This window comes from Streptomyces sp. NPDC101490, from assembly GCF_044767145.1.
Lineage (GTDB): Bacteria > Actinomycetota > Actinomycetes > Streptomycetales > Streptomycetaceae > Streptomyces.
The window spans coordinates 165566-178980 of record NZ_JBIWNI010000006.1 but is presented as its reverse complement, the minus strand read 5'-3'; the positions used below and the strand labels follow the sequence as shown (position 1 = coordinate 178980).

General features: G+C 68.1%; 13 protein-coding genes and 2 pseudogenes. 2 read left to right on the top strand and 13 right to left on the bottom strand.

Features of this window, described 5'->3' with window-relative positions:
- Nucleotides 1-5: 5 nt before the first annotated feature.
- From ACIRQY_RS15690 to ACIRQY_RS15665, 6 genes and pseudogenes are all read right to left on the bottom strand, one after another.
- Nucleotides 6-239: pseudogene (locus tag ACIRQY_RS15690) on the bottom strand (Rv3654c family TadE-like protein); the annotation flags it as partial.
- A gap of 50 nt (nucleotides 240-289) precedes the next feature.
- A complete protein-coding gene (locus ACIRQY_RS15685; RefSeq protein WP_403925695.1) occupies nucleotides 290-649 on the bottom strand; it encodes a TadE family type IV pilus minor pilin in 360 nt (119 codons plus the stop codon).
- Nucleotides 636-839 carry a DUF4244 domain-containing protein gene (locus ACIRQY_RS15680; RefSeq protein ID WP_351786063.1) on the bottom strand — a complete coding sequence of 68 codons (204 nt, stop codon included), beginning with the start codon at nucleotides 837-839 and terminating at the stop codon, nucleotides 636-638. Before ACIRQY_RS15680 ends, ACIRQY_RS15685 begins: the two co-directional genes overlap by 14 nt.
- Nucleotides 840-1169: 330 nt before the next feature.
- Nucleotides 1170-1934: a type II secretion system F family protein gene (locus ACIRQY_RS15675; RefSeq protein WP_403925692.1), complete on the bottom strand. Its 765-nt coding sequence runs from the start codon at nucleotides 1932-1934 to the stop codon at nucleotides 1170-1172.
- The gene (locus ACIRQY_RS15670) at nucleotides 1931-3007 is read right to left on the bottom strand and encodes a type II secretion system F family protein (RefSeq protein WP_403925689.1); all 1077 of its coding nucleotides are present in this window, start codon (nucleotides 3005-3007) and stop codon (nucleotides 1931-1933) included. Before ACIRQY_RS15670 ends, ACIRQY_RS15675 begins: the two co-directional genes overlap by 4 nt.
- Nucleotides 3007-3432, bottom strand: a pseudogene (locus tag ACIRQY_RS15665) (ATPase, T2SS/T4P/T4SS family); the annotation flags it as partial. The pseudogene ACIRQY_RS15665 and the gene ACIRQY_RS15670, both read right to left, overlap by 1 nt.
- Before the next feature lie 379 nt (nucleotides 3433-3811).
- Between ACIRQY_RS15665 and ACIRQY_RS15660 the strand changes: the two are divergent.
- Together ACIRQY_RS15660 and ACIRQY_RS15655 are read left to right on the top strand one after the other, a co-directional pair.
- A complete protein-coding gene (locus tag ACIRQY_RS15660; RefSeq protein WP_403925686.1) occupies nucleotides 3812-5959 on the top strand; it encodes a DEAD/DEAH box helicase in 2148 nt (715 codons plus the stop codon).
- Nucleotides 5946-6605, top strand: a complete 660-nt coding sequence (locus ACIRQY_RS15655; RefSeq protein ID WP_403925683.1) for a DUF2290 domain-containing protein — start codon at nucleotides 5946-5948, stop codon at nucleotides 6603-6605. Before ACIRQY_RS15660 ends, ACIRQY_RS15655 begins: the two co-directional genes overlap by 14 nt.
- A gap of 125 nt (nucleotides 6606-6730) precedes the next feature.
- On the opposite strand, the gene ACIRQY_RS15650 is transcribed toward ACIRQY_RS15655, so the two are convergent.
- From ACIRQY_RS15650 to ACIRQY_RS15620, 7 genes are all read right to left on the bottom strand, one after another.
- Nucleotides 6731-7999 (bottom strand): hypothetical protein, encoded by a 1269-nt coding sequence (locus ACIRQY_RS15650; protein ID WP_403925679.1) that lies wholly within the window; start codon nucleotides 7997-7999, stop codon nucleotides 6731-6733.
- Between the two features lie 9 nt (nucleotides 8000-8008).
- Entirely contained in the window at nucleotides 8009-10042 is a 2034-nt protein-coding gene (locus ACIRQY_RS15645; RefSeq protein WP_403925676.1) for a DEAD/DEAH box helicase, read from the bottom strand.
- Between the two features lie 174 nt (nucleotides 10043-10216).
- Complete coding sequence (locus ACIRQY_RS15640) at nucleotides 10217-10759, bottom strand: NUDIX hydrolase (protein WP_403925673.1); 543 nt, start codon at nucleotides 10757-10759, stop codon at nucleotides 10217-10219.
- A gap of 5 nt (nucleotides 10760-10764) precedes the next feature.
- Nucleotides 10765-11886 (bottom strand): adenosylhomocysteinase, encoded by a 1122-nt coding sequence (locus tag ACIRQY_RS15635; protein WP_403925670.1) that lies wholly within the window; start codon nucleotides 11884-11886, stop codon nucleotides 10765-10767.
- A 51-nt stretch (nucleotides 11887-11937) separates the two neighbouring features.
- A complete protein-coding gene (locus tag ACIRQY_RS15630) occupies nucleotides 11938-12423 on the bottom strand; it encodes a DUF5949 family protein (RefSeq protein ID WP_403925667.1) in 486 nt (161 codons plus the stop codon).
- Nucleotides 12417-12857, bottom strand: coding sequence for an ATP-binding protein (locus ACIRQY_RS15625; RefSeq protein WP_403925664.1), 441 nt, complete (start codon nucleotides 12855-12857; stop codon nucleotides 12417-12419). The genes ACIRQY_RS15630 and ACIRQY_RS15625 overlap by 7 nt, the downstream gene beginning before the upstream one ends.
- 7 nt (nucleotides 12858-12864) lie before the next feature.
- Nucleotides 12865-13290 carry a hypothetical protein gene (locus tag ACIRQY_RS15620; protein ID WP_403925661.1) on the bottom strand — a complete coding sequence of 142 codons (426 nt, stop codon included), beginning with the start codon at nucleotides 13288-13290 and terminating at the stop codon, nucleotides 12865-12867.
- Between the last annotated feature and the right edge of the window lie 125 nt (nucleotides 13291-13415).

Genomic DNA, 13415 nt, shown 5'->3' with positions numbered 1-13415 from the left:
GTGACCTCGGCGATCTCGCCGCGCAGCCCGCAGCGGACCAGTTCGGCGCCCTGTGCGGTGGCCACCCGGGCGGCGACCGCACACGCCTCGGCCTCGCCCCACGGCGCCCGGTCGGCGGCGGCGAGCGCGGCCAGATCGGCCGCTCCACCGGCTCGATGCCGGGCCGCCACCGCCTGCCCGAGCGCGAGCACCGCCCCGAACACCACGCACAGCGCACAGGCCGCGAACGCCGCCCACACCGTCGCCGCACCCCGGTCGCCGTCGCCTTCACGGCGCCGGGACCCGGCCGTCACGGTGTGCCTCCGTGCTCGGCGAGCGCGGCGGCGTCCGCCCGCAGGGTGAGTCCCATGCCGCCGGGGCCCGGGGCCGCCGCCTCCACCGTCACCCGCCACAGCTCCCCCGACCGCGTCACCGCCACCCGGGCACCCTCGGGCGCGGCGGCCCTCGCGACCGCCTCCGCCGTCGCCACCGGCTCGGATCGGGCCGCCGACCGGGCGCCCGCCCTCGCCGCGTCCACACAGCGGATCTGCGCGGCCGCCGCTGCCAGCGCCCAGAGCAGGGTCACCGTGAACAGCGCGAGGACGGGGAGCACCAGCGCCGCCTCCACCGTCACGAAGCCCCGGTCGGAACGGCGCTCAGAAGGGCGCATCGAGAGCCTTCCCGATCACCGACTCCAGCGCCCCCGAGACCGTCCCGCTCGTCACGATCTTGTAGAGCACCGCGGCGAACCCCGCCGCGGCGATCGTCCCCACCGCGTACTCGGACGTGGTCATCCCCGCGTCCCCGCGCACGGCCTCCCGACGCGCCCGCCACCAGCCGCCGGGCCCCGCCCGACGCACCGCGCCCACCGGATCCGCCCCACCCGGACCGACCTCCGCCGTACCCGTCGCCCTCGGCCCGACCACCGCCGGGCCCGCCTTCCGGGCAGCCACGGCCTCCGTTCGGCCCGTGCGGACCGCCGTCGCCGTCCCCCGGCCCGTGCCCACGGTCCCGCCCTCGCCCACGGTCCCACGCTCGCTGACTGCCATGTCGTTCTCCTCGAATCGTCCGTGTTCCGTCATGTCTCGTCCTGTCGTCCTGTCGTGCTGCCGTCGCCGTCGTGCCGTCATGGCCGCCGCGTCGCCGTGGCGGCTGCGCCGCCGTGGCGTCACTCGCCCCGCCTTGACCGCTCATCCGGTCATGAGGCCCGCCGCCAGGCCGATCACCACCGGCGCCACCCCCACCGCCAGGAAGGCGGGCAGGAAGCAGAGGCCCACGGGGGCGCTGATCAGCACCTGCGCCCTGCGCGCCCCGGTCACCGCCGCACGGGTCCGGGCCGCGCGCAGCGCCGTCGCGTGCCGGGCCACCGCCTCCGCTGCGGGCGCCCCCGAAGTACCGGCCCTCTCCATGCAGCGGGCCAGCCCTTCGGCACCCGGTATCGACCCGAACCGCCCCCACACCTCCGCCGGTTCGCCACCGAGCCGCAACTCCGCCGCCGTACGGCACAGCCGCTCGCCCAAAGGACCGCCCAATGAGCGGCCGACCGCCTCCGCCGCCTCACCCGGCCCCGCTCCGGCCGACGCACAGGCCGCCAGCAGGTCGGCGGCGAGCGGCAGGTCCCGCGCCGCGGCCTCCTCGTCGGCCGCCGAGGTCTCCCGTGCGACCAGCCACCGCCGGGCGCCCGCCCCCGTCACCGCTCCGGCGAGCAGGGCGCCGGGCACCCCGCACAGCACCCAGCCGAGACCGGCCGTCCCGAGGGACACGGCCCCGTGCCGCAGCCATCCCGGCTGCCCCGACCGTTCCTTCGGCCGCGCGGGCGCCACCGGCGGGAACAGGGCGCCCGCCCGCCGTCGCGTCCCACGCCCCCGCCGCCCGCCCAGCCACTGCCGGGCCCCCTGCGCACAACCCGCCAGCAGCACCGCGAGCAGCGCCCCCAGCCGTACGGCGTCGCTCATGTCCGCTCGCCTCCCCGGACGATCCGCGCGGCCCACCACAGCCCCGCCGCCTCCAGGGCACCGCCGACGGCCAGGCAGCCGAGGCCCACCGGGGTGTGCAGCAGCACCCGCAAGGGGCCCGCGCCGAGCGCCGTCCCGAGACCGATCCCCGCCACCGGGAGCAGCGCGAGGACCACCACCGTCGCCCAGGCCCCGGCCAGTTCGGCGCGCAGCCGCTCCCGTTGTTCGTGGTGGTCCCGCAGCGCCGCTTCGAGCCGTTCGAGACCGGCGGCCAGGCCCGCGCCGCCGTCCACGGCCACCTGCCAGCAGGCGGCGAGTCCCGCGAGTCCCCCGGCACCGTCCCGGACCGCCGCCGCGCGCAACGCCTCGGGTACGTCCCCGCCGAACCTGGCGGCCGCCAGTACCGCCGCCTCCTCGCCGCCCAGCGCGCCCGTCTCCCCGGCCGCGAAGAACAGGGCCTGCGCGGGCTGCCATCCGGCTCTCAGCTCCCCGACGAGGGCCCCGCACAGGGCGACCACCCGCCCGGCCCGCGCCTCGCGTTCCTTCCGGTGCGCGGCGGACCGCAGCCACCGCCCGACGAGCGGCACCGCGAGAGCGCCCGCGACCAGGGGCAACGGCGAGGCTCCGAGGAGAGCGAGGACCCCCGCGACCGGCAGGCAGAGCCACGCCCGCCGCTCGCGCGCCACGGCCCACCGGCGAACGCCCCAGGCCCGCCACCCGCCTTCCGGACGGAACGGCGACCACCCCTCACCCCGGCCGCCGGTGCACCACCCACCACTCCCGTCAGACCCGCCGGGTCCGCCGGGTCCGCCAGGTCCGCCGGGTCCGACCGGTCCGCCGAGCTCGTCCAGCCCGGTCAGGGTGCCGTCCACGAGGACCGCTCGCGCCCGGCGCGCACCGCGCCGCCGCTCGGCCGTCCACCACAGCGCCGATCCGGCGCAGAGCGCCGCCGCCACCTGGACCAGTACCCGTACCGCGTCGGGGTCCGCCGCCGTCCAGGCCAGCGCCCGTACCGGGTCCGGGTCCGCCACCGCTTGGGCCAGTGCCCGTACCGACTCCGGGTCCGTCGTCATCACGCTCCCCCTCCGATGAGCGACCGCAGCCGCTCCCAGCCCCGCTCGCGTTCGAAACCGGAGGGGCCCCATCGCAGCGCGGGAACCGTGTGGACGAGGCCCTCGCGGTCCCGCTCCAGGACGTGTGCCTCGGCGATCCGTCGCCGTCCGCCCCGGTCCCGCGCCACGTGCAGCACGACCGACAGACCCGCGCCCAACTGGCTGTGGAGGGCCGCCCGGTCGAGCCCGGCGGCCGTCCCCAGGGCTTCGAGCCGCGCCGGCACGTCCGCCGCCGTATTGGCGTGGACCGTGCCCGAGCCGCCTTCGTGTCCCGTGTTCAGGGCGGCGAGGAGGTCCACCGCCTCGGCGCCCCTGACCTCGCCGACGACCAGCCGGTCGGGCCGCATCCGCAGGGCCTGCCGGACCAGGTCCCGCAGGGTGACGAGTATGCTCTTAGGAACAGTTCGCCTGTCTCATGACGTCTCCTGTCTCACCAATACAGGCCCCAGGAAGCGATCCGACTCGGGAGTTGAGACCCAGCATCTGTCTCACCACCACCCCCCGAACGTTATGAGTTCGTTATGCAAGTGAGTCGAGCGGTCGCCGTGCAAGCACCTCGCGCCCGCCACATCGAACAGGCTCGGAGCCGGCCAGGTCAGGGCGCTCATTGCGCCGGGCATCGCTACACGAAAACCTCCAGCTTCTGGAGATCGCCGCGTCGACTCTGCAATGGAGGCAGACCTGGATCCCTAGGATGAGCGATGACCGGTACGCATGTGTGCCACGGCTACGCCTGGCCGCATCAAGAGGGAAGAGAGCGCCGTAGTGCCGCTGGAGGTTGTATACGGCGAGAGCCGAGACCGGAGCACCGCATCGCAGCTGGCGGAAAAGCTGCGTGACGTGGTCTCCGATGGCACGGTGTATCTCGGATACCCGGTGCTGGCCACGGCTGAAGACCGTGTTGAGGTGGATGCTCTACTGGTCAGTAGGAGCCACGGACTCGTAGCTTTCCTCCTCGAAGACACCATTCCACGCGATGCGGACGAATGGGAGGCCGTCTCCTCGGCCCAGGATCGTCTGTACAACGTCCTGGAGAGCACGCTCGGCAAGCACAGCGGGCTGCGTCGGCGTCGGCAGCTGGCCCTGGAGATCTCCACGGTCACCGTCTTCCCGGGCCCGGTAGGCGATCAGCCCTCCGACGTCGAGGGCATTTATTGCGACCTACTAGACGTCGCCACGGAAGTGGCGGGTCTCGACGGAATCGACGAGGGTACCGAGCGGGCACTGCAAGCGGCACTGCAGCGAGTAACGACGATCAAGCCGGTCAAAAAGCGCTCATCGGTCCAAGATGCATCCTCCCGCGGCGCCACCTTGAAGGTGATCGAACGGGGCATTGCGAACCTAGACCAGTGGCAGAAGGCTGCCGCAATCGAGACGCCTGAGGGGCCGCAGCGGATCCGTGGTCTGGCCGGATCGGGCAAGACGGTGGTTCTGGCCCTTAAGGCTGCCTACCTGCATACCCAGCACCCCGAGTGGCGCATTGCAGTGACCTTCCACTCCCGAGCCCTGTATCAGCAGATCCAGGATCTGGTGGAACGCTTTACGTTCGAGTACAGCAACGACCGCTACGACGAGCAGTTTCTGCAGATCATGCACTCCTGGGGGTCGAACTCCAAGGCGGGCATGTATAGCGAGATGGCCCGGGCTGTGGGGGTCACGCCTCGGGACTGGAGCTACGCGCGCGCCACCTATGGCATGGACAACGCCTTCCAGGGGGTGTGCCAGGAACTCCTCGCGGTGGTGCGTGCCGGCTCGCCCGAGCCGGTCTTCGATGCGGTCCTCATCGACGAGGCCCAGGATCTTCCGCCGGAGTTCTTTCAGCTCGTCTATCTATTGACGAGGGATCCCAAGCGAATCGTCTGGGGCTACGACGAGCTCCAGAAGCTGTCTGAGTCGGCTATGCCCGGGACAGATGAGCTGTTCGGAACAGGTCCTTCGGGGGAAAGCCTCGTCAGTCTCGCCCAGCAGGACAAGCAGCCGCGGCGCGACATTGTGCTGCCGGTCTGCTACCGCAACACTCCCTGGGCACTGGCCACAGCTCATGCCTTGGGAATCGGTGTTTACCGCGAAGATGGTCTGCTGCAGCACTTTGACGCCCCCGAGCTGTGGGGGGACATCGGCTACAACACGGTCCACGGCAGTCTTACTCTCGGCTCAGCGGTCACGTTGGAGCGGGCAGAGTCGAGCTCCCCGGCCTACTTCCGTGACCTGCTCACCTCGGACGACGCGGTCATAATGAAGCGTTTCGACGATCAGACCGCCCAGGACATCTGGGTAGCTCAGCAGATCAAAAAGAACTTGACCGATGACGAACTTGAGCACGACGACATCCTGATCGTCTTGCCCGATGCCTACCGCGCCAAGTCCCGGGCCCCGCGGCTAATGCAGACACTCCTGCAACACGGGATCCCCTCGCATTTGGTAGGAGTCGGCACAAGTGTCGACGAGGTGTTCAAACGGGACTCCGTCGCCTTGGCCCATATTTACCGGGCCAAGGGCAACGAAGCTCCTATGGTCTATGTCGTCGATGCTCAGTACGCAAACAGTGATCATCAGGCAGTCACCCGTCGCAACACCCTCTTCACCGCCATCACCCGCAGTAGAGCGTGGGTCCGCGTCGTGGGCTGGGGCGACCGGATGGACGCGATCTCCCGCGAGATCGACAAGGTGCGGGAGAAGAACTTCCGTCTCGGTTTCACCATCCCCTCGCGCGAGGAGCTGGCCCAACTTCGCCACCTTCACCGCGACCGCTCTGACGACGATCGCGCTGTGGTACAGAAGGCCACGGACGGGCTTCAGACCTTCCTTGAAGCTTATGAGACCGATCAGATCGATCTCTATGACATTCCTCCAGCAATGCGGACACGGCTGGTGATGAAGCTCAAGGAAGACATGCCGCGTGACGACAACTAGAACAGTCGCCGAGGAAGTCCGAAACCTCCTCGACTACCTTCTCATCGCGGAAATAGCCGCTTACGTAAACACAGTATCTGTCAGCGGAACGCGCGTCTCCTGGCATGCGACAGACCCTGGCATCCCTTTCCTGGTCAATCGAGGGGATCCAACTCTTCAGGACTACCGGCGATGGGCTCAAGCCGGCGCCTATTCGGCTCTCCTGTTCGATGGCGCGTTGCTGCAGATCACCTATGAGGTCGAAGGGGGAGAAATCGCCGGGCACCGACTCGCATACATTCCTTGCCCCTATCGGATGGACAGCGAACTCGTGCGCCAAGATCCGATCATCGACATAATCGATCTCCACATCGAGACCGAGCCAACGAACATGGTTCTGCACTCCGCGATCCGATTCGATTTTGACCCGGTGGCTGCGGCTCCAGGGCATCCGGCAGCACACTTGACTATCAATTCTGCGAACTGTCGAATCGCCTGCGCTGCGCCGATGCACATCGGACGGTTCACCGACTTCATCTTCCGGAATTTCTATCCCGACCTATGGAAGGCCCATCTTCCTTTCTTCGGGAGTTCAGCCACAAGAGAAGCTGGCCCACGCACTCTCACTCATGATGAGCGTGATATCCCGCACCTGTACTGGAGCTAAAAACCGACACGACGAGGAACCAGGCTACTTAATAGCTAAGCAGCTACAGTCGTGGAATACGTGCGGGTCCCGCATGATGCACGCGGGACCCGCAGCCTCCGAGGTCTAGCTAGTGCCGGGATCTTTCACGGGCGCGAGATTCGATCAGCCAGCTCGTTGATCCGCTTCTGTGCGGCGGCAACGATAGCCCGGAGATCGTCGTCAGCGACCGCGATGAGGTCGTCGGGATCAATGGATTCGATGGACTTCATCGTGGAGCTGATCGTCTTGGTGAAGCGCGTCCGCTGTTCCCGGATCGAGATCTCTGGGTCAGAGGTGACCGTCTCGACGATGAGTGCCTGAACCGCTTCGTAGGCTTCGGCCACCGCTTCTGGCGTGGCCTTCTCGTCTTGGACGACAGCTACGTACGATGCGGCCTTCTCCTTGGCTTGGGCAGGTAGGTCGACTGGCAGGCCGGCCGGTGTCTTGGCCTTGCCTTGGTCAGCAACCCGCCGAATGTACTCGACGCGCTCGGCCTTACGAACTTCGGCTGCTCGCACTTCGAGTGCCTGCTTGGCCGCCTCAGCGGTTCGCTGGTCTGCGATGATCGCAACCTTCAGCGCAGTGGGGTTCTCCTTGACCTCCAGCGCTTTGGTGGGTCGGATGCCGGCGACCTCGGCTGCCGCTGCGACCAAGGCGCTTCGCTCCGAGGTAGAGTTTCTCCGGGAGCTGTAAAACTGGCCCCAGATTTCCTCGTCAGGAAGAGCGACGGGTTCGTGTCCGGGGAATAGATCGGCACCTCCGAACTGGACTACGCCAGCCTCCTTTGCTGATTCCCAGGCATGCAGATAGCGAAGGACACGCTCGGACGAGGTGCCTGACCGGCGCGCAAACTCGGCAGCGGAAATCTTTGCAGGACGGCTGGAAGCCGCCTGCTTGCCGTCGGCGCCCTTGGACACCTGGCAGGCCACGAAGAACGCAAGCCACCAGCCTCCTGAACGGTCCAGCGCTGCCCATGCCTTGATGTCCCGGTCTCGCTGGTCCTCGCTGTACCCGGTGACCCCGTCCTCAGCGAGCATCGTGCGGACCGCGCCCCGCATCTTGTCCATGCGCCGGCGAATCTCAGGAACGCCCTCATTAGGGTGAGGAACCTGGAGAACCTTCAGCACGTACTCGGCCTTGTGCCCGAGGCCGAAGGGGGGCTTGGCCTCGATGAACTCCTTGAATGAGGCGAAGGACTGGTCGACATTGACGTCAGAGGGAACCTGCCGCCAAGTCCCCTCCTCGACGACCGCCGCGAGCAAGTCGAGGAACCCCCCGGGGGTGCCGCCGTTTCGCTCAAGGCTGGTGCGGAGCTGGTAGACCCGCTGCTGGTCCTCTGTGAGATAGCTGTTGGACTCGACTCGCACGGTCATCTAGGTCTCCTAAGCCAGGTGCTTACTGATGTTGAGAGCCACCTGGAGCCGCTTCTCCGCCCTCTGAAGCGTATTCGCCTCGTCCGCGCTGAACCCGCAAGCCTGCTTCAACGCGAAGTTCGCCCTGGTCATGGCATCGGCGTATCCGGGCTTGTCCGGTGTCACGCCGCGCCGTGCGAGTTCGCTCTTGACCGCGTCAGCAGCCTTCGACTTGAGGATCTCGATCTGGGCCCGATCCGTCCTCGGAGCTGCAGCAGCTGTAGCGGCTGAAGCCTCCGACCGCGGTGGCGGAATCGTCTCACTCTGGACGCTGACCCCAGCGAACTCGAGGATCTTCTTCAGCTTGGTGGCGTCCTCGCCGGAGTCCGCCATCACCTTGTAACCCTCGATCAGGAGGAACTCGTCCGCTTCGACATCGGTGTCGTTGCTGGCTGCCCGAGTCGTGGTTGCCACGGAGGCCTCCACATAGGAGAAGGCTTCCTGAACAAACTCTCCCGGTTCGCGCGTGTCGTCGTCGCGCTCCTGGATGATTCGAAGACCCTGCATCTCCTCGTCGCGCAGAACATTGAGGAAGTTCTGCATCTTGGGGTCGTCAGGCGCGACGATGATGCAGGACTGTTGGCGGGGACGCGGGCCCTCCTTCCATACTCGCAGTCCGCGGCCGACCAGCTGCTGCAGGTGCCCCTCGTCGCGGTAGTTCGTCAGCACGCCAACCACCGTGATCTCCGGGCAGTCGTAGCCGATGAACGCCATGCGGACCGTCACCAGCAGGTCCATCGGCTTGAACTTGAAGTCGGTTAGGGCCTGGCCCGCAGCTCCGCCGTCGGCCGAGACCGCCAGCCCGACCCTCAGGTCGGGGTAGGTCTCCTGGAGGTACTTAACGACCTTCTTCGCCTCAGCTTGCTGCATGCAGGAGATCAAGCCGCGGTAGGCCCGATTGAACTTCTGCTTGTCCCGGATGGACTTGACCACCAGGTCCACCAGCGGCTTCCAGGTCCGCTCGTCCTTCAGCGCCGCCCTCAGCTCACTGCCGTCGTCGGAGAGGTTGAACTCCAGGAGACTGTCGCCACGACCGGTCTCCGGATCACTCATGGTGCGCTTGGAGATACGAGCGTCGGTGAGCTTCATCTCGAAGGTACGAAGGTAGCCCTCAGCGATGCCGTCGACGTAGGTGGCTTCAGCATGGCGGACTAGTCGCTCCTTCCCGGAGTCCCGATGGGGCTCGTAGTCGGCAAGAATCAGCTTCTGGTTGTCCGCGCGGTACGGCGTGCCGGTCAGCAGCAATGTGTGCAGGGCGTACTCGTGCAGCTTCTTGATCAACTCGCCTGCTCGGGTACCGCCGCCATCGGTGTCGTCACCGCAGAACTGGGCCTCGTCGGCGATCAGGAGGAACCGTCCGCGATGGCGGGCGGCCCACCGGGTGAACATCTCTTCGTTCGTGACTAGCGCACTGTAAGTAGCGACGAAGCCGCTGTTGCGCTCGCCGCCGGGGATGAGCGGCACCTCGTTGACGCGATGCCGGATCTTTCCGAGCCTCTTGGTGGCGTCAAACAGGTCGCACAGGCCGCCAGTGACGTTGCCACCGGCATCGGTTGTCATCCAGCCGATCTCGCACTGCTCTGCAAGCGCCGTTCGAGGGGCGAAGACCGCGATGTGGTCGATCATCCCCTCCCTGATCAGCCGAGTGGCCAACGACTGGTACGCGAGGGTTTTACCTGATCCAGGAGACGCAAGCACCACCGTGCGGTCCTCGCCGGCGGAGATCCGCTCCAGAACGCGGTCGATCAGATTGGCCTGGAACGGGCGGGGGACGAAGGTGTCACGGAAGTGCATATCACGTCCTTTGATCAAATTGCATGGATTACAGAGGGCTTGCCCGTTCTCTACCTCTGTCCGTCCGCCGTCGGCCCATGGGATGCGATGGTCCGCATGCCACCCCTCGTCCAACAGCTGAAGGCAGCGCTGACAGCGGCCCTCAGCGTTCTCGTAGAGTCGCTGCCTTTGTGACGAGCTGAAGAACCGGCGAGGATCAAGATCGACCACGAGAGCTCTACTTCCCCTCTGCAGGCCATAACTGACGGCTCGAAGGCTAGCGCCAGCCACTGACACTCCGGGGCGGTTACGGCAAACGGTGCCAACAGCAGTCATCGACACCCCAAGGCCAGCCGCCCCCGCAGCTCTGAGAACTAGAGCGCGAGGGCGGCTGGCCGAAAGTGACTAGTGGATTGCCTGAGCAATCCGATCGCGAAGGCTGCTATCGCTGAGAGCGTCTACGTCACGCCACACGGCATCGGACACTTCGTCGGTCTGAAGGTCGCCGATGTCGGCGGTGGTGCGGAAGAGGAAGCGGAAGTCGAAGTGCTGGTGGGCAGGCTCGTCCTTGGCGGGGTTCGCGCCGATGGGGTGGACGTCGATGTGGAGGGGGGTCTGGCTGTGCGGGTTGACCACGTGCGGCGGAATGCCGGTCTCCTCAGTGAGCTCACGGCCAGCGGCCTGGAGGAGGGTGTCGTCGGAAGCTTCGAGGTGGCCGCCGGGCAGCAGCCACTTGCCGGTGGCGTTGTGGAGGATGTGCAGGATGCGGCCGTCGGGGCCGATGAGAATCGCGCCGGCGGTGACGTGGCCAGGCAGTGTCTTGCGGCTGGTGAGGTCGTCGCCGTCGTCCAGGAGGCCGAGGACGACGCCGAGCTCGGTCTTCGCTTCGGGGTGCTGGTCGAGGTAGTCGGCGAGGGTGGTGCGGATGTGGTCTGCCGTGATGGCCATGGTGATCACCTATTGAAGTAGTTGAGCCAGGTCGCCGCGATCGCGGCACGGTCGGCCGCGGGGACCTCGTAGATGCCGGGGGCGAGGTCTTCGCGGGTGAGCATCCTGATCGCGGCGAGAATCTCGGCCTGGACCAGGAAGATGAACGGCCCAACGCTGGCGCCGTGGATGAAGTTGACGGCGTTGCCGCCGTTCGCCAGATAGAAGTAGTGGCCGGTGGTCTGGTAGCGGGTGACGTGGTCGCCGACCTGCGTGCGGGTGTAGACGTCGGGCAGGCCAGCGAGGTCGAGTTCGTCCTCGCTGCTGGTGACGGTGGCGATGTAGGTGCCGTTGCGGAGGTGGGCGAAGTCCTCTCCCCGCAGGGAGACCGCTCCGGTCGCGCAGAGGACCAGGCCGGCGACGGCCAGGGCGGCCTCGCGGTCACGGGCGACGACGAAGCCCTGGGAGAGGGCCTGGGTGCGGCGGACGGGGTCGATGTCGAAGACGGTGACCTGGACGCCCTTGGCGTGCAGGAGGCGGGCGATGGAGGAGCCGAGCTTGCCGAAGCCGATCACCAGGGCGGGCCGGCCGTGGAGGATGTCGCCGCGACCGCGCATGACGGCCTCGGTGGAGAAGACGACGGACTGGCCGACGAGGAAGTCCTCGGGGTCCTTCAGCGGGGACCGGGCGACCGAGATGACGGGGCAGGGCAGTTTGTCGAGGTCCTCGTAGCGCCGGTGCCCGTTCTCGGTGTCCTCGATGACCCCGGCGAGCCGGCCGGTGAAGCGGCTGTGGACCGTCTCGAGGGTGGGTGCGAAGTAGCCGCCGACGTCCAGCAGGCAGGTCGCCTCCCCGGCGGCCCGGGACTCGATGTAGTCCAGGGCGGTGTCGGGGTCGGTGAACAGTTCGCGGGTGAGGGTGTCGACGGCGGCGGTGTGCTCGACCTCGCGCCGGGCGGCGGCGTCGATGGACTTCGGCTTGGGCAGCACCGCCTTCAGAGCGGTCATGGTCGCGACGGCACGGACGAAGGAGGGCCGCTCGGGCAGCAGGTGCGTGATCAGGAAGGCGGCGGTCTTCTCGTCGGGGGCGAAGGTGGTGGCGATCTTGGTGAAGTAGGCGTCCAGCCGGGCGCGCTCGAAGATTTCCATGGCGATGTCCCTCTCCGGTGATGAGTCGGGCGGTGCATGGGGCTGGGTGGTTCAGGCGGTGCGGGAAGTGCGGCGGGCGAAGCCGAACAGCAGTCGGCCGCGGGCGAGAGCGGCGTCGAGGTAGGCGTCGACGCGGGGTGCGTCGGCCCACTGGGCGAGCGGGTCGAGCCCGAGGACCAGGGCGGCCCTGCCGTTGTCGTGGACGAGTCGGGTCCACTGCGGGTGGGCGGGCAGCTTCAGGCCCCAGCGGGCGCCGGGGAACCTCAGCAAGACGTGTGAGCCGGTCGTCACCAGGCTTCCGAGGGTCTCGGGGGCCGGGTCCTCGGCCCGGGCAAGACCGCCCAAGGTCTCGCCAAGGTGTCGCATGCGGGCCTCGATCGCGGCGGGGGTGTCGTGGCCGGTGCGGCCGAGGCGGTGGGCCAGCAGGAGGTGAGCGACCTGCTGCCCGTCGGCGGCGCTGCCGGGCCAGGTCCAGGCACCCAGCGAGGCCAGCAGCCCGGTTTCCGGGCCGTTCGCGGGGGCGGTGCGGGTCAGCACGTCCGGACCTCTTCAACGGCCCGGAAGGTTGTGGCCGACGGGGCGGTAGGGAAGTGGGACCAGACGATCTTTCCGTACGGTCGGCGGGGATCGATGCCCCAGCGGGCGGCGAGGGCGGTGACGATCACCAGGCCCCGGCCGGTCTCGTCCGCCGCCGGGTCCGGGAAGGCGGGCTCGGTCAGGGGCTGATGCGGGTCGCGGCTGTCGTGGACTTCCAGTCGGATTCCGCCGTCGTCGGGCTCCAGGCGGACGAGGAAGCCGTGGTCGGCATCGCTGCCGTGGGCGAGCGCATTGGTGGCGAGTTCCGAGACGACCAGGCGGATGTCGCCGGTGTTCTCCAGGCCCCAGGCCCTCAACGTGCGGGTGGTGAAGTCACGTGCCGCTTTGACCGATTCGGGATAGTGGTCGAAGAACCTCTGTGTCGCTTCAGGCATGGGGGCCTCACATGTCGTGGTCCAAGGCGGGGGCGGGACTGCGGCGGACGGCTCGTTCGGGTCTTGCCCCGGCAGAGCCGGAGGTGGCCTTGTGGGGGCCCCGGACCAGCAGCAGCCGGGCGCCGGCAGCGGTGATCCGGGCTTGGCGGGGGACGGCTATCGCCTTCGGCCCGAGGTGCGAGAGGGCGGGCAGGACGACGCCGTAGGTGTCGTGCAGTTCCAGGACGTCCAGCAGGCCGGTGAACGCGGCCGACCGCTCGGTGCCGGCCGTCCGTTCGGTGAAGACCCCGTGCAGGGCGAGTTCGTGCCGGCGGCAGTACTCGACCAGAGCGTCGCGCAAAGCGTCCTGACGGGCCCGGGAGACCCGCACCAGCCTCAGGAAGCCGTAGACGACCGGGCCGCTGACGCCGCGATGCTCGGTGAGGGGCTCCATCGTTCGCAACCATCCAAAGGTCCGATAACTGGTGTCACCGGTCAGCCTGACCCCGCCCCAACCTCCCGGGAATGACCGCCTGTTGCACTTCCGTGGCACTTGCGTCTCCCCACCTGGGCCCGACG

What these genes read in the sequence shown, in the direction of transcription:
- ACIRQY_RS15640 (WP_403925673.1), bottom strand. Translation starts at nt 10,759, where the DNA reads ATGGCCATCACGGCAGACCACATCCGCACCACCCTCGCCGACTACCTC.
- ACIRQY_RS15620 (WP_403925661.1), bottom strand. Translation starts at nt 13,290, where the DNA reads ATGGAGCCCCTCACCGAGCATCGCGGCGTCAGCGGCCCGGTCGTCTAC.
- ACIRQY_RS15635 (WP_403925670.1), bottom strand. Translation starts at nt 11,886, where the DNA reads ATGGAAATCTTCGAGCGCGCCCGGCTGGACGCCTACTTCACCAAGATC.
- ACIRQY_RS15675 (WP_403925692.1), bottom strand. Translation starts at nt 1,934, where the DNA reads ATGAGCGACGCCGTACGGCTGGGGGCGCTGCTCGCGGTGCTGCTGGCG.
- ACIRQY_RS15650 (WP_403925679.1), bottom strand. Translation starts at nt 7,999, where the DNA reads ATGACCGTGCGAGTCGAGTCCAACAGCTATCTCACAGAGGACCAGCAG.
- ACIRQY_RS15685 (WP_403925695.1), bottom strand. Translation starts at nt 649, where the DNA reads ATGCGCCCTTCTGAGCGCCGTTCCGACCGGGGCTTCGTGACGGTGGAG.
- ACIRQY_RS15625 (WP_403925664.1), bottom strand. Translation starts at nt 12,857, where the DNA reads ATGCCTGAAGCGACACAGAGGTTCTTCGACCACTATCCCGAATCGGTC.
- ACIRQY_RS15670 (WP_403925689.1), bottom strand. Translation starts at nt 3,007, where the DNA reads ATGACGACGGACCCGGAGTCGGTACGGGCACTGGCCCAAGCGGTGGCG.